The sequence below is a fragment of the Salinimonas iocasae genome, assembly GCF_006228385.1.
GTDB classification, from domain to species: Bacteria; Pseudomonadota; Gammaproteobacteria; order Enterobacterales; family Alteromonadaceae; genus Alteromonas; species Alteromonas iocasae.
Window position 1 is genome coordinate 1530997 of the sequence record NZ_CP039852.1, and the last position, 18477, is coordinate 1549473.

19 protein-coding genes are annotated in these 18477 nt (G+C 45.5%); 12 read left to right on the forward strand and 7 right to left on the reverse strand.

Annotated features, from left to right (window positions below; translation table 11 throughout):
* Positions 1–59: 59 nt before the first annotated feature.
* Both FBQ74_RS06680 and FBQ74_RS06685 read left to right on the forward strand, forming a co-directional pair.
* Entirely contained in the window at positions 60–1367 is a 1308-nt protein-coding gene (locus FBQ74_RS06680) for an OmpP1/FadL family transporter (RefSeq protein WP_139755935.1), read from the forward strand.
* Between the two features lie 224 nt (positions 1368–1591).
* Complete coding sequence (locus FBQ74_RS06685) at positions 1592–1948, forward strand: winged helix-turn-helix transcriptional regulator (RefSeq protein WP_139755936.1); 357 nt, start codon at positions 1592–1594, stop codon at positions 1946–1948.
* A 10-nt stretch (positions 1949–1958) separates the two neighbouring features.
* Here FBQ74_RS06685 and glpK read toward each other — a convergent pair whose 3' ends face one another.
* Complete coding sequence (gene glpK, locus FBQ74_RS06690; RefSeq protein ID WP_139755937.1) at positions 1959–3443, reverse strand: glycerol kinase GlpK; 1485 nt, start codon at positions 3441–3443, stop codon at positions 1959–1961.
* A 236-nt stretch (positions 3444–3679) separates the two neighbouring features.
* Between glpK and asd the strand changes: the two genes are divergently transcribed.
* The 3 genes from asd (at position 3680) to FBQ74_RS06705 (ending at position 6656) form a co-directional block, all read left to right on the forward strand.
* Positions 3680–4810, forward strand: a complete 1131-nt coding sequence (gene asd, locus FBQ74_RS06695) for an aspartate-semialdehyde dehydrogenase (RefSeq protein ID WP_139755938.1) — start codon at positions 3680–3682, stop codon at positions 4808–4810.
* Between the two features lie 158 nt (positions 4811–4968).
* Entirely contained in the window at positions 4969–5457 is a 489-nt protein-coding gene (locus FBQ74_RS06700) for an acyloxyacyl hydrolase (RefSeq protein ID WP_139755939.1), read from the forward strand.
* A 110-nt stretch (positions 5458–5567) separates the two neighbouring features.
* Positions 5568–6656, forward strand: coding sequence for a GGDEF domain-containing protein (locus FBQ74_RS06705; protein ID WP_139755940.1), 1089 nt, complete (start codon positions 5568–5570; stop codon positions 6654–6656).
* On the opposite strand, the gene FBQ74_RS06710 is transcribed toward FBQ74_RS06705, so the two are convergent.
* On the reverse strand, positions 6653–7651 hold the full coding sequence (locus FBQ74_RS06710) for an NADP-dependent oxidoreductase (RefSeq protein WP_139755941.1): 999 nt from the start codon (positions 7649–7651) through the stop codon (positions 6653–6655). The genes FBQ74_RS06705 and FBQ74_RS06710 overlap by 4 nt on opposite strands.
* A gap of 81 nt (positions 7652–7732) precedes the next feature.
* Complete coding sequence (locus tag FBQ74_RS06715) at positions 7733–8380, reverse strand: DsbA family oxidoreductase (RefSeq protein WP_139755942.1); 648 nt, start codon at positions 8378–8380, stop codon at positions 7733–7735.
* Between the two features lie 291 nt (positions 8381–8671).
* On the opposite strand from FBQ74_RS06715, the gene FBQ74_RS06720 reads away from it, so the two are divergent.
* Both FBQ74_RS06720 and FBQ74_RS06725 read left to right on the forward strand, forming a co-directional pair.
* Positions 8672–9241: a hypothetical protein gene (locus FBQ74_RS06720; RefSeq protein ID WP_139755943.1), complete on the forward strand. Its 570-nt coding sequence runs from the start codon at positions 8672–8674 to the stop codon at positions 9239–9241.
* Positions 9242–9575: 334 nt separating this feature from the next.
* The gene (locus FBQ74_RS06725) at positions 9576–9971 is read left to right on the forward strand and encodes a response regulator (RefSeq protein WP_168190621.1); all 396 of its coding nucleotides are present in this window, start codon (positions 9576–9578) and stop codon (positions 9969–9971) included.
* A 15-nt stretch (positions 9972–9986) separates the two neighbouring features.
* Here FBQ74_RS06725 and FBQ74_RS06730 read toward each other — a convergent pair whose 3' ends face one another.
* Positions 9987–11021 (reverse strand): endonuclease/exonuclease/phosphatase family protein, encoded by a 1035-nt coding sequence (locus FBQ74_RS06730; protein WP_139755945.1) that lies wholly within the window; start codon positions 11019–11021, stop codon positions 9987–9989.
* Between the two features lie 292 nt (positions 11022–11313).
* Here FBQ74_RS06730 and FBQ74_RS06735 point away from each other — a divergent pair, with 292 nt between their 5' ends.
* From FBQ74_RS06735 to FBQ74_RS06745, 4 genes are all read left to right on the forward strand, one after another.
* Complete coding sequence (locus FBQ74_RS06735; protein WP_139755946.1) at positions 11314–11967, forward strand: BON domain-containing protein; 654 nt, start codon at positions 11314–11316, stop codon at positions 11965–11967.
* 285 nt (positions 11968–12252) lie between these two features.
* Positions 12253–12423: a hypothetical protein gene (locus FBQ74_RS18935; RefSeq protein ID WP_168190622.1), complete on the forward strand. Its 171-nt coding sequence runs from the start codon at positions 12253–12255 to the stop codon at positions 12421–12423.
* A gap of 299 nt (positions 12424–12722) precedes the next feature.
* Positions 12723–13610, forward strand: coding sequence for an MlaA family lipoprotein (locus FBQ74_RS06740; RefSeq protein WP_139755947.1), 888 nt, complete (start codon positions 12723–12725; stop codon positions 13608–13610).
* On the forward strand, positions 13597–16038 hold the full coding sequence (locus tag FBQ74_RS06745) for an MMPL family transporter (protein WP_232371985.1): 2442 nt from the start codon (positions 13597–13599) through the stop codon (positions 16036–16038). Before FBQ74_RS06740 ends, FBQ74_RS06745 begins: the two co-directional genes overlap by 14 nt.
* Positions 16039–16500: 462 nt before the next feature.
* On the opposite strand, the gene FBQ74_RS06750 is transcribed toward FBQ74_RS06745, so the two are convergent.
* Positions 16501–16728 carry a hypothetical protein gene (locus FBQ74_RS06750; protein ID WP_139755948.1) on the reverse strand — a complete coding sequence of 76 codons (228 nt, stop codon included), beginning with the start codon at positions 16726–16728 and terminating at the stop codon, positions 16501–16503.
* A gap of 22 nt (positions 16729–16750) precedes the next feature.
* Positions 16751–16927, reverse strand: coding sequence for a DUF1328 domain-containing protein (locus FBQ74_RS06755; RefSeq protein WP_018982048.1), 177 nt, complete (start codon positions 16925–16927; stop codon positions 16751–16753).
* A gap of 242 nt (positions 16928–17169) precedes the next feature.
* On the opposite strand from FBQ74_RS06755, the gene yfbR reads away from it, so the two are divergent.
* Positions 17170–17808, forward strand: a complete 639-nt coding sequence (yfbR, locus tag FBQ74_RS06760; protein ID WP_139755949.1) for a 5'-deoxynucleotidase — start codon at positions 17170–17172, stop codon at positions 17806–17808.
* Positions 17809–17853: 45 nt separating this feature from the next.
* Here the strand turns inward: yfbR and FBQ74_RS06765 are convergent, their stop codons facing one another.
* Positions 17854–18303: a DUF2383 domain-containing protein gene (locus tag FBQ74_RS06765; protein ID WP_168190623.1), complete on the reverse strand. Its 450-nt coding sequence runs from the start codon at positions 18301–18303 to the stop codon at positions 17854–17856.
* Between the last annotated feature and the right edge of the window lie 174 nt (positions 18304–18477).

The window sequence follows — 18477 nt, forward strand, 5'->3', positions numbered from 1 at the left end:
TTGCTGAGGTATAAAACGTCGTATGCCTATCATTTATTGTGAAATAAAAAGAGATTTACATGCATAAACACTCTAAACTTTTTCTTTGTGTTGGTATGGCAGTTTCCTGCTTTTCTTCTTCAGCGCTGGCGGCCGGTTTTCAGGTTAATGAGCACAGTGCAAACGGTTTGGGACGCGCATTCGCAGGTCAGGCGGCCACACCTGAAAACGCGACTATTCTGACGACTAACGCGGCTGCGATCACACAGTTTGAAACACAGCAGTTTAGTGCTGTAGTTAGCTATATCGATCCGAACGTCGATATCTCTGGTGAGCTTAATACGCAGGTTGCCACACCGGATGGCGCAGTTGTTGATTTACCGCCGATGAGCGCAAGTGAGCAAAATATTGCGGATACCGCGATTGTTCCTGCCGCTTATTACATCAGACCTATCACCGATAAGCTGTCTTTTGGTATTGGTGCGTTCACTACCTATGGTCTGCGTACTGATTACAGCGACGATTACAATGCGCTGCACTTTGCAAACGATGCAGAAGTTAAATCGGTAACGCTTAACCCGACCCTTGCCTATAAAGTATCAGACCAGCTGAGCCTGGGTCTGGGCATCAGCACTACCTATGCTGAAGCTGAAATTTCAACTGCCACACCTAAAGCGATTGAAGCTATCAGTGGTGGCGCGGTACCAGGCAACGCAACCATCGTAGGTCTGGAAGGCGACGACTGGGGCTTCGGCTGGAACGTTGGACTTTTCTGGCAACCCACGCAGACTACTGATATCGGCGTGTCATATCGTGCAGAGACTGAACTTGAACTTGACGGTGAAGTAAGTTCTGATTTGCGCCCTGAACTGAATCTGGGCGGTCAACTTGACCTGAACCTTGCAGCCATTACAGAGGTTGCAGTAAATCAGGAAATTACCAACCAGTGGTCTGTGCAGGCCAGCTTTGTATTCACTGACTGGAGTACATTCGAAAAGCTTGAAGCGAATCTTGAAAACGGCAGCGACCTGTTGCTGAAAGAAGAAAACTTCGACGATACATGGCGCGGTGCTTTGGGTGTGACGTACAAACTTGATGATGTATGGACGCTGCGTGCCGGTTATGCCTACGATGACGGCGCAGTAACCACTAAGAACCGGTCTCTTAGCATCCCTGATACCGACCGTCACTGGATAACAGCCGGTGCCAGCTATGCATTTAACGATACCAGTACAATTGATTTCGGCTATGCGTACCTCAATGGTCGCGAAGCGAATGTAAACAAAACAAATGATCGTTTACAGGCACTGGGAATCACCTCAACAATCACTGGTCGTCAGTCTGCCAATGCTCACATCCTGAGTGTGCAATACAACGCCAGCTTCTGATTATTAAGCAGTATTTAAAATACCGGGGCATGCCCCGGTATTTTTTTGCCACTTCCCCTCTCGTTCCACTGCTTTTTGTCTATTAATCCACCAAAGCTCTGAACTGGTCTGCAGAGTTAAAGTATCGACGAAAGTTGGATTTTTAAGCTCACCAAAAGAGGCTAGTATTTTAATTAGGAAGACTTAAGGGTCAGCCTATTTTGTCATTGCTGCTGGAGAAGTGCGTGAAAAGCGAAGCCAACCCCGATAAGCGCGGACGTAAGTCAGCATTGAATGATATTTATCAGCCATGCCCGGTAGAACGTGGAATGCGGCTGATTGGCGGAAAATGGACAAGTTCAGTCATTTATCATTTAAAGGATGGTCCGGTACGGTTTAATGAGCTGTGTCGGCAATTAAGTGGCGCCAGTCGTAAGATGATAGACCAGCGCTTAAAGGAACTTGAACAGACTAATATTGTTAAACGTACCGTGCTGGCAGAACGGCCCATCGCAGTGTCCTATGAACTTACAGAGTTCGGCTATACTGCACTGGAAGTACTGGAGCCAATACGCGAGTGGACTGAAAGACACGAGCTCTAACAAAACCCGTTTAGTTACAGCGGATCCTGGCTACGGCGTCTTGCCAGCGTTTATAGGCGCTGTCGCGTTCCGACTTTGACAGTCTGGGCTCGAAAACATGTTCGCATCGCCAGCACTCTGATAGCGTGTGCAGGCTTTTATAAATTCCTGACTGCAAACCCGCCAGGAAGGCAGCGCCCACAGCCGTAGTTTCGGTAATTTCCGGGCGCTGTACTTCCGCGCCCAGAATGTCTGCTAAAAATGCCATCACCCAATCATTTTCGGCCATACCGCCATCAACTCTCAGGGCAACAGGGCGGGCACCGTCATTTTCCATTGCCTTTTGTAAATCTTTAGTCTGAAAGCAAACCGACTGTAATCCGGCAGCGACGATTTCACTGATACCCGTATCCCGGGTTAGCCCCAAAATAGCGCCACGGGCATCCGGGTCCCAATAGGGCGCACCCAGCCCGGTAAATGCGGGCACCAGAAAAACGCCGTTGTCTTTACGTGCTTTCTCCGCCAGTTTTTCAGATTCAGCCGCGTCGGTGATTAGTTTCAGTCCGTCTCTTAACCACTGCACGGTGGCACCGGCCATAAAAATGCTGCCTTCCAGCGCATAGGTCACCTTGCCATTTAGTCGGTATCCCACTGTTGTTAATAACCGGTTAGTCGATATCATCGGCTCATCACCGGTGTTCAAAATCATAAAGCAGCCAGTTCCGTAGGTGCTTTTCGCCATACCTTTTTCAAAACAGGCCTGGCCAATCAGCGCTGCCTGCTGATCACCTGCCACGCCCTGAATAGGCACAGCTTTGCCCAATAACGACGATTCAGTTTTACCAAACTCAGAAGCACAATCCTGCACGGTAGGGAGCATCGAGGCGGGAATGTCGAATGTCTCTAACAAACGTTTATCCCATTGCTGGTTATTAATATCAAACAGCATGGTGCGAGACGCATTGGTGGCATCAGTAACATGAGATTTACCGCCGGTTAAACGCCAGATAAGATACGTATCAACAGTGCCAAACAGCAGCTCACCATTGTCCGCGCGTGTACGTGCGTTTTCAACATTATCCAGGATCCACGCGATTTTGGTGGCGGAAAAATAAGGGTCGAGCAACAGTCCGGTGGTTTGCGTAATGTAATTAGTCAGCGCACGATCATCATGATGAGCCTGACAGTATGCGGCGGTCCGACGATCCTGCCAGACAATGGCAGGGTAGACGGGCTCGCCGGTTTGCTTGTCCCATACTATTGTGGTTTCACGCTGATTCGTGATGCCAATAGTGGCAATATCCTCAACGCTAATATTGGCTTCATCGACTGCGTCCCGCATGGTATCTACAACGCTCTGCCAAAGCTGCTCGGGATCATGTTCCACCCAACCATCCTGCGGATACGACTGCGCAAATTCCTGTTGGGCCATTGCTTTGACATGCCCATCCGGAGCAAAGACAAGCGCCCGTGAACTTGTGGTTCCCTGATCAATAGCGAGAATATAGTCCTTCAAACGTTTACTCCTGACAATATGGCTTTTTTATAATTAATGTGTAACTGGTCGTTGAAACGCGCAAAGCCACGGAAACGATTAGTTTTGTTCTGTAGCATCATCGGGTCTTGCTGGAGACAGATTGATATAGTCCATAGCAAATTTGAATAAACAATAGCGTAGCACTCGGTTTTTTTTATTAATAGACTCAGGTGGAAAGCTAATGATGTGAATAGAAAAAAAGGGGGAAAAGTATTATGGGCAAGGCGAAAGTAGGGCTGGTCGGTTGGCGCGGTATGGTAGGTTCTGTGTTAATGGAAAGAATGGCGCAGGAAAATGATTTTAAGCAAATTGAGCCTACTTTTTTCTCCACCTCTCAGGCGGGAGAGGAAGGCCCGAAATTTGCGGATTATGCTTCGTCATCGCTTAAGGATGCTCATGATATTGAAGCGCTTGCCGCGCAGGATATTATAATCACCTGTCAGGGAGGGGATTATACCAAATCTGTTTACGATGCATTACGCGATACTGGCTGGCAAGGGTATTGGATAGATGCTGCTTCAGCGCTGCGGATGGATGAGAGCGCAGTGATAGTGCTGGATCCGGTAAATAAAAGCGAAATAGAGCGTGGCCTGTCGAAGGGGCTCAAAACATTTGTCGGTGGAAACTGCACGGTTTCACTCATGTTGTTAGCTATGGGGGGGCTGTTTGAAAACGACCTGATAGAGTGGGTGTCTCCTATGACCTATCAGGCGGCATCGGGCTCTGGTGCACAGCACATGCGTGAACTTTTAACTCAAATGGGCGCCGTTCATGAGCATGTTAAGGATAAACTTGCCGACCCTTCTTCTGCCATTTTAGATATCGATCGCGATGTGACGTCTTTTATAAACAGCGACGACTATCCAAAGCAATCGTTTGGTGTACCGCTGGCAGGAAGCCTGATTCCTTATATAGATGCTCAGCTTGAAAGTGGCCAGAGTCGCGAGGAGTATAAGGCGCAGTCCGAGGCAAATAAGATATTAGGCAGACAGGCTCATCCTGTCCCGATTGACGGAATATGTGTAAGAGTAGGGGCGATGCGTTCGCATAGTCAGGCACTGACAATAAAACTGAAGAAAGACCTGCCACTTAAAGATATTGAAAAGATAATTTCTGAGCATAACGATTGGGTGACCGTGGTACCTGATACCAAGGAAGCCTCTATGCAATATCTGACACCGGCTAACGTTACCGGTACGTTATCAATCCCTGTGGGACGTCTGCGTAAGCTGAATATGGGAGAGCAATATCTCTCTGCGTTCACTGTGGGTGATCAGTTGTTATGGGGTGCTGCTGAGCCACTGCGCAGAATGCTCAGAATTCTTCTGGAGCAACAATTTTCCTGAATTAGTGAGTAATTAATATTGCCGCATAAAACTCAGGTAGTCACCAAATGGTAACTACCTGAGTTTTATAAATAATTTGAAAAACTTATAAGAAAAAATCACATTCCTTTTTAAATGTGGTGCCGTATAAAGGCGCTTCATTTATCAGGAGTTTTATCATGCGTGCTTTTTCTTGTTTCTCTTTTTTCATTTTTCTTTGTCTGACAGGTGATGCGCAGGCCGCCGAAACTCGCCACTGGGGGGAAGTAAAATTCGGCGGCGCTATCTGGAATGTCATGGATGATGCCGACAGAAATGCGCTTCACGGCGCCTATATAATGCCGCCGGTATCATCAGTTTATGACATCCAGCCGAGCGTGTTGGTGATATGGGCCGATGAAGGCCAACATTACTTTGCTGCAGGCGTTCACAAAACATTTTATCAGCAGGGCGCATTTACAGCCGCGCTGGCGTTTCATGCCGGACTGGTGGATTCACCGGAAGCACTGGGCGACAATGTAGAGTTTTATTCAGCGATTAGCGCGCAATATCAATTAACAGAACGATGGGCCACAGAAGTAGAAATCGGCCATATTTCAAACGGTGGGTTAGGAGAACAGAATCCTGGTTCAGAGGGCGTCACGCTCAGTGTGCGATATGCCCTGTAAGCTAAAGCAAACAAAACCGGCGCGTTAATAGTGCCAGCTTAAAAGTACCAAAAATAGCCACAACGACTACGCTTTTAGAATAGGGTCGGCTATTGGTGGTACAGCATGTTATGACGCACTCCCCAGAAATTGATCAAAAAAGACTACGCAGGGCAGTCATTCTGGGGCCAGTTATTATTGGTATTTTCATGCTGGCGGACATGTCACTGTTGCCGCCATCGCTTTACGGAATTTACCTTGAAAACCGATTGCTTTATCAAATGCCAGTGGTGGCCCTCGTAGTCGTCGGTGTTTTTCAAAAGCAGTTTGAGCCCTATCTGAAATTTTTGTTCTCAGTACTTTTGTTATGGCTCTGTTTTACCAACTTTGCGTTGATTCACCGCTGCTGGACATACTTTCAATTTGCGTTTCCCTATGAGGGTACAATTCTGTATGCCTTTTTCTGTGTATTTGCTTTACGTATCCCTTACAAATATACCTTTTTCTGCTGTGTATTGATTCTCAGTGGCTTTTTGTATTTGCTGTATGCAAACGCTATTTACCAGGAGCGCGGGCCTATATCGGCAGCCTTTGTTGCTGGCGGCCTGTTTATCTGCGTGTATGCCCGCTACCGAATTGACAGATCTTTGCAGAGAATGCGAAGCATTAATAACGAGCTCAAAAAATTAAGTACGCTGGATCCGTTAACTAATCTGAATAACCGTCGGGCACTCATGCAGTCTAGTGAAGCATTACTCGCTCTGTCAGCAAGGCAGCAGCTTTCATTCTCCGTATTGCTACTTGATTTAGATGATTTTAAGAAATTTAATGACCATTTCGGTCATCAAAAAGGTGACCAGGCTATCTGTTTGCAGGCTGACATTTTGCAACAGGTATTCAGACGGCAATCGGATGTTATTAGCCGCTATGGGGGCGAAGAATTTATGGTCGCGTTAAGTGGTATGAGTGAGTCAGATATTAAACAAAAATGTGAGGAGTTTGAGGCGCAGTGGCAATATCACGCAATGACCCACGCTCCCGATGCGTCACATAAAATTATGACCTGTTCGGTGGGCGTCGCATTAAGCGAAAATTGTGTGGGTGAAGACCTTACATCGCTGATTCATCATGCTGACCAGGCGTTGTACAAAGTGAAAGTGCAGACAAAGGGCACATACCACATCACCACTTTGCCTGCACACAGGGGCACTGAATGTTAAAGTTTAACCATCAGTTTGCCTTTATTTTTACCTTCAAACAGCAGGTTCAAACCTTCCATCGCACTGGTTAAACCTTCGATTATGTGAGAACGGTATTTGATTTTGCCCTGTTGCACGTACGGGGTTAACTGGGCAATAAGCTGCGCACTATTATCCAGATGGTCCGGCATTGCAAACCCCTGGATCCGGATACGCTTCTTAATCAGTGGTAACCAGTTGGGGCCCGGAGCAGGCGTTTCGGCCTGGTAGTCTGAGATCATACCGCAGACCACCACGCGCGCGTGAGCATTCATATAATTGACTATATGCGACTGAATAGGGCCGCCGGTATTTTCAAAAAACACGTCGATTCTGTCAGGCGCTAACGCTTCAAGTTTTGCCTGTAAATCATCCGTTTTGTAATTAATGGCGCCATCAAACCCAAGTTCATTTGTGATCCAGTCAGCTTTTTCATCACTGCCTACTACGCCAATGACCCGTAAGCCATCTGCTTTGGCCATTTGACCGACGATGGAGCCCACAGAGCCCGCCGCACCGGTTACAATTAAGGTCTCACCTTCTTGAGGCTGGCCGATATTCAATAAGCCCTGCGTGGCGGTCAGACCGGGTAAGCCGAACACACATAGCGCGGTTTCCTCATCAACTCCTTCCTGAAGCTTATTGAGACCCTTACCATCGCTGATGACATACTCCTGCCATCCCATCATGCCCATTACTTTATCACCCTCACTGTAATCAGGGTGGCGTGAGCTTACTATCGTGCCAACTCCGCTTGAGCGCATTACCTCTCCCAGCTCGACAGGTGCAATATAACTTTCCTCATCCGCGGTCATCCAGCCAAGCATGGCAGGGTCTAGCGACATGTAGGTCTGCCTGACTAATACCTGATTATTTTCAGGTTCAGGAACCGTTTTCTCCTTTACCTCAAAAAGATGTTCGCCTATTTTGCCGTCATCAGGACGGTTTTTCAGGTGTATAGCGGTATAGGTTGTCATGTATAACTCCTGTGCCTTTCAGGCGTTGCTGAACGTTTGGCTCTTACGCGGTATCAACAGACTCAGACCAGTGCGTTGATGTCACACACTTTCTTTTATCGCAATGTCAGAAAGTGCTTTTTCGAGTGCATCCGCTTCCTGTGCACCACTTATAAGATATTTCTGGTTAATAACAAACGCAGGTACAGATGTAATACCGGCTTGTTGCCAGAGTTTTTCCTCATCGCGCACAGCCTTGGCGTAATCATCAGATTTGAGCACGGCCATCGCCTGATCCCGGTCAAGACCAGCCGAATCGACACAATTCAAAAGTACTTCCTGCTGATCTACAGATTGAGCGTGGCCGAAGTAAGCGTCGAACAGAGCAAGTTTAAGGGGCGTCTGCTTGTCAAACTGAGCCGACCATTTTAATAATCTGTGAGCATCGAACGTGTTACATGTGTAGCGGCTCTCCATCTTATCGAAATTGATTCCCAGCGATGTTGCAGCATCTTTCATTTGCTGTTGGGTCTCATCAACCTGCTGCTCGTTCATATTGTACTTTTTTGCCAGCGCCGGGCCGATAGGCTCGCTGACCGCATCAGGATCAGGATTTAACTCAAATGCACGCCAGCTGATTTCGGCTTGTATATCCGGCGATGCTTCGAGTGCTTTTTGCAATCTACCAAACCCGATGGCGCACCAGGGACAGGCGATATCTGAAACGATGTCTATGGATAATGTGGTCATAATTACCTCTGTAATGCGATTGTCTGATATGAATGAGGGTGTCCTAACTAATTACAACCACTGTGGTATAGTCAGCTTGTCTCAGAGTGACGGGTTGCATGGTTGTCACTCTCTGGCTACACAAATTAACCAGGCCTGATCTTCTGACATGCAGTGCTGGTATAAGTAGCCAAATAACAATAAGATATCCATTACTGACCCGCAGGCGAATAAAATGCGACTAATGGTTAGTTGTAGATACCGCGCATGGCGTATATATGTTAGTCATATTCGCAAAAAGGAATTGTAGTATTGGCCTCATCACCTGAAGTGACTCTCGTCACGTTAACTAAAAATGATATCAGACAAGCCCGTATCTTCTCGGGTATCAGCCCTAAAGCGATGCGCCGGGTTTTCTTTGCATGGATTGCCTTTGTTGTTATCGTTAGTTTACTGGTTATTTTTGCACCAAAACTGAGCACCTCTTTTACGCTAATTACACTGGGAACGCTTACGGCGTTTACTGTGGCAATGTTTGCGCAAAGCAGAATATCGGAAGGGTGGCCGGCTATTCTTGCAAAAGATGAACAGCTTCTAATTGTCAGGGACCCCTATAAGCGGGAATTTTTCTGCATCAGCCCAACCCTGGTCAGTGACATTGAACCTACGGTTATCAAGCCTAATAAAAAAGCGATTGCACTTAAGCTTAATAACGAAAAGCTTTCTGAAGAAGATATTGAGACGCTCAATTCGGCGGTGTGGCCCAGGGACAATAAGTTACTGGCGCTGGCGCATTTTATTCCCCGGGACAAAGCCTGTAACGCGCTAAGAAACTATATTGATTCTATCTCTGCAAGCCGGAAAACTGCTTCTCACGTCTGATAGCGTTTTGTCACGAGATAATACCGACAAAGCCGGACAGCAAACTGCTGTCGGTAACTTTTATAATCAGCTCGCCTAAAGTTTCTTTATTCTGCACAGTATGCGTAACAGATAACTTGTTCACGCTTAGCTTTTTTGGGAGCTTATCAGCACAGAAACCCGATAAAGCCATGAACTGACGTGTTTTTTGATCTGAAAAGATTAATTATGGCCTAAGTTCTGCTTATTAATCGTTTACCTTACTGCCCGGTATATGCCGGTGCGAAATTTAAGCGCGCTTGATGCGTTGAGACAACCATCAAAAGGTTGCAATATGTGGCTAGCAGGAGGCGCCATGATACAAAAATCCGTTCTTAATGTACTTTTAGCCGAGGATGATCCGGTAACGGCAAGTACCATAACCAGTGTATTAACCGGACTGGGCTGGACAGTCGATTTTGCTGCCAGCGGTAAAGCCGCTGTAAGGCTTCAGCAGCAAGGCAATTATGATGTGATACTGCTTGATGATACGCTGCCAGATATGAGCGGGGAGCAGGTTTATCGCGCTATCAAAATGGCAGATAATCGTGTACCACCGGTTTTATTTTTGCGAAACAGTGAAGCGCAGAATGGGAAAATTGTGCTCGAAGACGGTGACCAGATGTTACCTGACGTTTCTGATATTAAAGATATGATTTCCCGCTGCCACGCACTGGCAGCCACGGCGCCAGCCATGGCTATCAGCGCTTAATATCAGGTAGTTTGTTTACTCTGACTCCGGATTCGCTTTATTGTTTGCATCCGGGGCAGAGGAAGACGAACAGGCATCACCTTCCCGGGTAAGGTGTAACTTTGTCAGTAACGGAAAGTGATCGGACCCGTATCCTTTTAACCGCTTTATGTCCACCAGGTCGAAATGATCGGTATGGAAAACATGGTCCAGAGGCCATCTTATCAACTTGTGCTTGGCATGGAAGGTATTGAAGAACCCGCGCCCCCGACGAGGATCCCGGGCCTTACTCAGGCTCCTGAACCTTCTGGTCGTGGGAGACCATGCAACATCATTGAGATCGCCAGCTACAATCACCGGTAATTTCTGATCCAATACTTCCTGCCCGACCAGCGTTAACTCCTGATCTCTCGGGCCTGCTGTCTCGTTTTCGGTTGGACTTGGTGGTTTGGGATGTAGCAGGTACACAATGACATCATGACCATCTACTTCGATAGTAACCTGCATAGAGGGCACATCGTCCTCAATAATATAACGTAATTCTTTCTCTTTGAACGGCAGCTTACTGTAAAGATGCATACCATAGAGGTTTTCTAATGCGCAGGGTATACGGTGGGGATAATCTTTGTGAATGGTTTCAAGAGCATCTTCCCAGTCTTTGTTACTTTCCAGAGTAACGAGCATATCAGGCTGATACTTCTCGACCAGCTTAATCAGTCCGTCAAAGTTCTTATTGTGCATATAGACGTTGCTGGTCAGAATGGAAAAGGTTTTCTCTTTCGCCGGCGACTTTATACGTGTGACCTCTTTTGGCCCGAATATCGTGTAGGGAAATACCCATACTGATTGATAGATAAAGCACAGAGCAAGGATGATAGCTAATCCTGCTGCCGTCATATCAGCTGTGTAATAAAAATATACACCCCATGCCACAATGGTTATTGCAATTATCACCATTTGCTGGACTCTGGGAAATTCCCACACTCTAATCAACCAGTGTTTGCCAGGTAAGTGGGGAGCTACTGTGGTGAAAATCATTAAGCCACTAATTATGCACAGGACTTCGAACATGGATGTTCCTTATTAATATTTTTAGTAAGAGGTGCACGCAGTGATGCAAACGTTTCATTCAAATCTTTACGAATTCATACGATTACGGTTCATACCGCAGCCTAATCAATCCTAAAAAGGTGTTATAAAAATGGGGCTGAGAGTAAAAAAGTTTATCTATACGGTAAGCCTTGCAAATTAAGGCAGGCGAACTCTCGACCGTGCAACTCTAAAAGGTCTGAAAAATTAGGTGGTTAAACGTTTGGCACGGCTTTGGCATTCAGGTATCTGAAATATAAAAGGAGATTTGAAAATGAAACGTACAATACTATCTCTGCTGGTTGCCTGCACCGTAAGTTCAGGTGCTATAGCAGCCGACATGAAGGCTGAAAACGATTGGGAAAAAGGTGCCAAGGATGCCTGGATCGATGGCAAAGCTGAAGCAACACTGTTGTTTAACGGCAACCTTAACTCATTTGATATCAATACAGATGTTAAAAATGGAAAGGTTATTCTGACGGGTAACGTTAAAACGTCTGTAGATAAAAAACTCGCTGAAGAGTTGGTAGAAAACATCGAAGGTGTTACCGCCGTTGATAATCGCCTGACAATAATGAAAGGTATGAAAGGCAGTGAGGGAATGACTGCTTCAAAGGACAAGGATGCTGAAGATGATATGGAAGAAGCAGAAAATAACGCTGAAAAAGCAACAGAAGACGCTTCAAGTGAATTGTTAGATGCAAAAATTGCAACGGTGATTAAAACGCGCTTGCTTATGGATTCTGATATCTCAGGCTTCGACATTGATGTTGATGTAGAGCAGGGTACCGTGACCCTTACCGGTGAAGTTGAATCTGATGCAGAGCGTAACCTGGCGATTGAAATCGCGCAAAACGCGTCTGATGTCAGTAATGTAAATGATAATCTTAAGGTGATGCAAGACACAGCAACGGCTGACAAAAATTAGTCTTAGCAATCCTAAAAAAGCGTCTTAAGGCGCTTTTTTTATGTCTTCATCAAACTGTCATTTCATAGTGTAAATATTTCCCTCGGTAAGGAAGAGTTATAGAGAGGCAATTAAGCACCACCACTTTATAGCTCTACAACTTTTTCTGTAGCCCACACTTTTACTGGTCTGTATGCTTTTTTACTACTTTTGTATAAGTTGGTGCAATCTTTGTATATATACCTGTAACAAAGACAAATTACGTCGTCTTGTCTATCAGGACCGAAACCCGAAAGGATAGGTATCATGAAATTTTTAAAGCCAAAGCGCCAGCCTCAACCTGCAAATCGTTTTCAAAAATACCTGCAAAGCCAGCCCGTATTTAATTGGTTTGAGCGTTATGAGCAGCCGGTGGTAAATACCGAATACCCGGAAACGCAGAATGCTAATTGGATAGCCAAGCGAGTAGTCGAATAAACGCTAAGGTAATTACTCAGTGGCAGAGGTCATGCTCTGCCTACTCTTTTTATTGAGCAGCTAACATGTATCACTACTTACTTAACAAACATATTATCCAATCTGTATTCTGCGCTCTTGTGCTTATAGCCATATAGGCTCAGCAACTCTCTTTCTTCAGCTTTCGCAAGAACATTTTTCTGCCCTAAAGCGTGAGCAAAACGATCATAAAATGTTATGCGCCGTATAAATCAACAGGTTACTGACAGTACTCAGGCAACTTACTTGTTGGGATGTAATATATTGATAAGGAACACTGTGTGAAGAATTTGTTTTTAAAACATACATTGCTGCTGCTTTTCTTCCTCTCTACTACCGCTTGCACTACCACCGACGAACCGTCATTCGCACCTGAGGATGCACCTGTTGCCCAAGAGCAACAGCAAAACGAGAATGTCGAAAAACTTCGTTCGGGTAAAGACGTTACGGTTCAGACAAGTCAGGGGGATATCAGTGTTTCTCCTAATGTTGTAGCAATCACCGATGCGCAAAATAAACAGGGTAATGGTGAAGGCCCGTATTATTACGATCCTTGGGAAGACTTCAACCGCGCAATGTTTACTTTCAATAACTATAGCTACGAGTATGTCCTTTACCCGGCAGCACGCGGGTATCGGTATGTAGTGCCTGCTGCCGCCCGCGATAAGATTGGTAACGCGTTTGATAATATTCGTGAACCTCTGAACCTGTTAAATAATCTTGCAGCGGGCCAGTTCAGTGAAGCCGGCGCTAACCTGGGCCGCTTTGCCATCAACTCGACATTAGGACTGTTTGGCCTTTTTGACCCGGCCAAGCATTGGTTTGATATTGACGCGCAACGTCAGACACTGGGCGATACGCTACAGCATTATGATGTAGGTGCAGGACCTTATCTGGTACTACCAATTCTGGGCCCCGGGGATTCCCGCAGTGCCTTTTCACTAGTCACAGAAAGCTTTATTCACCCCATTGACCAGTTAGTGGATGCGCCCGATTCCTACTATATTCGCTCATTTGACGGGTTCGATGATTATTCTGACCAGGCGGAAACTTACGACGCCTTGTATAAAAAAGCGGAAGACCCTTATATCTATTTCAGAAACCAGTACATTCAGGGCAAGCGCAGAGACGAATATTTCCAGTACAAGCAGGTCGATGAAGATGAATAAACTGGCACAGGGAATTGTTAGCGCGCGATGGTTTATCATCCTGGTATTCGCCGCGCTGGTAAGCTTTTTTGGTTATCAGATAGCTAATTTTAAAATTGATGCATCTGCTGACACTTTACTGGTTAAAAATAACAAGCTCTATATTCAGAACCAGGTAGTCAATGAAACATTTTCTCCCGATGAATTTATTCTGCTTGCCTATCAGCCAAAAAATCACGCGCTATTCAGTAACCAGACCTTTGAAGATATCAAAAAGCTCTCTGAGGAAATAAAAAGCATAGAGCGAGTCGAAAACGTAACATCAATTCTTTCAGTGCCATTGATTAACGATGCTTCTGCACTAACGGGTAATAGTGACGTTAATGCGCTGACCTGGCTTGAGCAGCGATACAGTCCATCCCGTATGAAAAGTATGGTGGAAGGGCATCCGATTTTCACGGATTTACTGGTTAATCGGCAGGGGACAGCCACGGCTATCCAGGTGGTATTTAAGCCCGATCCTGAGCTTACAAAGCTGGATAACCAGATTACTAATATACAGAAACAGGCGCTGGACGGACCGTTATCTGAAGAGCAACAAGCGCAGATAAATGCTTTACAGGCGCAGGCCGACCCAATTCGACAACAACTGACAAAAACGCGTAAAAAAGAAATAGCGCAGTTGAATGAGATTACCGAGCAGGTAGAGACTCGGGCGAATACCTACATGGGTGGTTCGTACGTAGTAGGTCAGCACCTTATTGATATTATCCAGTCTGATCTGAAAATATTCGGTAGCGCAATAGCCGGTGTAGTCGCACTATTACTTCTGCTTTTGTTCAGAACCCTTCGCTGGGTTATCTTTCCCCTGGGCGCTTGCGCGGTGAGCGTTACGCTGACTATGGGTCTGTTTGGTTGGCTGGATATGCGTACCACTGTTCTGTCAGCGAACTTTATCGCTTTGCAGCTCATTCTGACCCTTGCCGTTATGATTCACCTTATTGGCGCCTACCGGGAAATCAGCCGCGATAATGCCGGCTTGAGTCAGTCCGAACGCATTATCGAAACCCTGAAGGAAAAACTGGCACCGTGTTTCTACGCCACACTGACTACCTCAGTGGGTTTTGGGTCATTGATTTTCAGCGGGCTTCAGCCAGTAGTAGATTTTGGCTATATGATGCTTAGCGCTATGGTAATTACCATGGTAGTCAGCTTACTCTTATTTCCGGCAATTCTGACGTTTTTGCCGGCAAAAAAGGAACAACAAGAATACCGATTTATTACCGGCATACTGAATGGAATGAGAAAGCTGAATCTTGCTGCGCCTAAGTCGGTCATCGCTGTCATGCTCATAATCTTTCTGGGTATGGCTGCCGGGATTTCCCGCCTGAACGTCGAAAACTCATTTATCGATTATTTTGCTAAAGATACTACCGTCTATCAGGAGCTGGCTTTTATTGATCAGGAGTTCGGCGGCTCAACCCCATTGGATATTATCCTTGATATCGGCGAAGCAAACGAGAAAGAACAATTGATACTGACCGCTAACACAGTTGGGCAGCTTCAGTTAGTGCAGGCTGCGGTAGATGCGTTTGAAGCAACAGGTAGTGTTACGTCGGTGGTTAACTTTACCGAATTAGCTAAACAGCTTAACGACGGTAAACCACTAACCGAATATGAATTGACGACTATTTATCGCTTGCTTGATGAAAAGGTCGTTAACCAATTAATAGGCTCTTACTTTTCAGCAGAAGATGAGCAGTTAAGGATCTCAGTTCGCATTCAGGATACCACTGAAGGCCTGCAGCGCGACCAGTTGATGGAAAATCTGAGAAATGACATTCAAGCAGTAGGGGTAGATAAGGAAGATGTAACGCTCACCAACCTGTTTGTTTTGTACCAGGATATTCTTAGCCGATTGTTTGATTCTCAGATTACTACGCTCGGCATTGTCTATGTTGTTCTTGGTTTAGTATTACTGGCTATCTTCCGGTCTATCAAAATTGCCCTCATTGCATTGGTGCCCAATGTACTGACCACGCTGGGTATACTGGGTTTGATAGGGTGGTTAGGAATGCCACTGGACATAATGACCATCACTATCGCCGCTATTGCAATGGGTATTGCAGTGGATGATACCATTCACTTCCTGCACGCCTGGTTACAGGGAAGAGAAGAGGGTAGTGATAATACTCAGGCTGAACGGGCGAGTCGTGCGGCTTTCGGGCATACCGGACTCGCGTTGATGTTCACAACAACTATTATTGCAGTTGGCTTTTCATTGTTTGGCTTCTCTAACTTTATACCAAGCGTAAACTTTGGTTTTCTGACAGCAACGGCAATGGTTATGGCACTGGTGACAGATGTCACATTGTTACCGGCACTGCTTAATAAATTTGTTGCTAAAGAAAACCCTTCACAAGCACAACAGTCTTACTCTCAGGCCTGAATGCGCAAACAGTTGGAGGGCAGGTGGATGATTCCATATGCCCTCCAACTGTTTGCAAAGCAGGCTATACCACATGTTGGTCTTATAGCGTTGTGATAATTTCCTTTCCCTTTCTCATTGCGCCTTACAGTACATCATCGCATTATCGAGATGATGGGGCTCGTATCGGCCGCTCTTTCGAATTGAAAGTATGCGCACGTAAAACAATTAGAATGATGAGATAGTAGCGTGTAGTACTTCAGTACTGATATGGCGCGATGGCACGAATTGCAGTAAGCATATAAATTCATCGTACACAATTCCCCGGCACCGATTTGGACGGTTGCGACACAGGCAAATCAGCTGCGCCTTCAGATACGCATTGTTGAAGAATTAAATAGCCAGAGCTGGTAGCTCAATTGAATGCGTTAAATTTAGGCACAAAAAAACCCGGCATAGCCGGGTTTTTACTATAGATGCAGATTAACAATCGTCGTCTTCTGCATCCATACCTTCTTTCACGTCTTCACAGGTATCTTCAACAGCGTTACCTGCGTCTTCCATTGAGTCTTCCATTGAATCACTGGCTTCTGACATGGTTTCGTCAAGCTCTTCACCCGCGTTTTCTGCACCGCCGTCATCGCACGCAGCTACTGACAGAGCGAACATACCCACGAAAAGAGTTTTTAATAGATTTTTGTACGACATCATAGTCCTTGCTCCTTAAACTTAATTATACTTTCGGCGATTTGCCGCGTAATGCATTAGCAATTAGTGAAATCACCAAAAGCGCTACAAAAACAAAAAACAAAAATTGGGCAATGCCTGTTGCTGCACCAGCAATGCCACCGAAGCCAAAAACTGCTGCAATAATGGCAATGATAAAGAATGTAATAGCCCAACCTAGCATGAGATTATCCTCGTTTTGCTTCCATTGAATGTCCCTTAAGCTAATGCGGGTTTCATGCCAATGATTAAGTGATTGAATAAAATGATTTTTTTATGTTATTTCAAATAAAAAGTACAAATTATTCATCACTCTTACAGGTGATTTGCAGTTTTTACACAAGAGGCGGTGATTTTGTTCATTTCAGCAAGCAAAAAATTTGCTGACTGGTACACTAACCGTCTTATTTTCCAAATGAATTTGATATGACCAAACAAAATTCAGCGTTTATCGGATTGATGCAGCGTGCCAGGAATGTCAAACGCTGGCCCCTTATGGCCCAGTTTCAGGAAGAGATGCTTTCCACACATATATATGAAGCGTCGATGATTGCTCATATGCTCGGAGCTATTGCAGCAGATGTGTTCGGTGAAGACGTTACTCCTGACAGGGTTGCTGCTATGGCAATATTCCACGAAGGTAGCGAGATTGCCGGGATGAGCGATATTCCAAGTCCGGTAAAATATCACGATCCGGAAACAACTGCAGCAATCAAAAAGCTGGAACGACGATTTGAAAGTATGTTAATTCAAACGTTGCCAGATGCACTGAAAGCCCGGTACGAACCGTTGATCCAGCAAGATAAAGAAGACATGCATGTGCGATTGGCGAAAGCCGCAGATGTTCTCTGTGCCTATCTTAAATGTGAGTATGAGATGTCAAAGTCGAACAGCGAGTTTTCAAATGCGATGGAAGAAATGGAAATGCAGCTGAAGAAATATCGTGAAATGCACCAGTGTGTAGACTATTTTTGTAAAGTATTTCTGGAAGGGGCTAAGGGCACCCTTGACGAACAGACTCGGGATTTAGACTGGGTGGAAAACGCGAATAATGTTCACCTGTAAGTAAAAAAGCCGATAATTTATATCGGCTCTAACATCCGTTAGTATTTAGCACGCAGTAGCGTGTTGAAGAGAGTGCATCTCGTCATGACATTGCTGCATTCTTGTTCTTATGCGCCTGAGCTCACACGCATAATGCTGTGGCGGATTTGTTTCTAACGCGCTGTCAATCACACGTAGTACTTGTGCTTCAACATCTTCAAGTTGCTCGAGTTGAATATGATCATCGTGCGAGTCCAGCGTTTTTTCCAGTCGCTTATACGTGCTTCGGAATTTGATAATCCAGTCGGGATCATTTGTATCCCGCTGACTTGCCTCTGCCATATAAGGCCTGAGTGCTGTAACGGCTTGTTGTTTTTCGTCAATCATACGCTGAAACATCGCCTGGATATGCTGGCCCGAGACTTTGCTAATACCATACTTATAGAACTCGATGCCACCAATTAATACCTTAACAATGTCAGATACTTTTTCGACATTCGCCGGTAACTGATTCATTTCTTCTCCTGTAAGAAAATAGGGCGACGGTTGATACTTTAAATGCATAACTAGTCCTGTTATGCATGAGATGTTCCACACCTATCATTTTGAATCGTACTGGGAATATAAATTTTAGCTTAATAATCAGTAGTCTATGAATTTTACACTGTATTTATCAACGCTGAGGAGCTT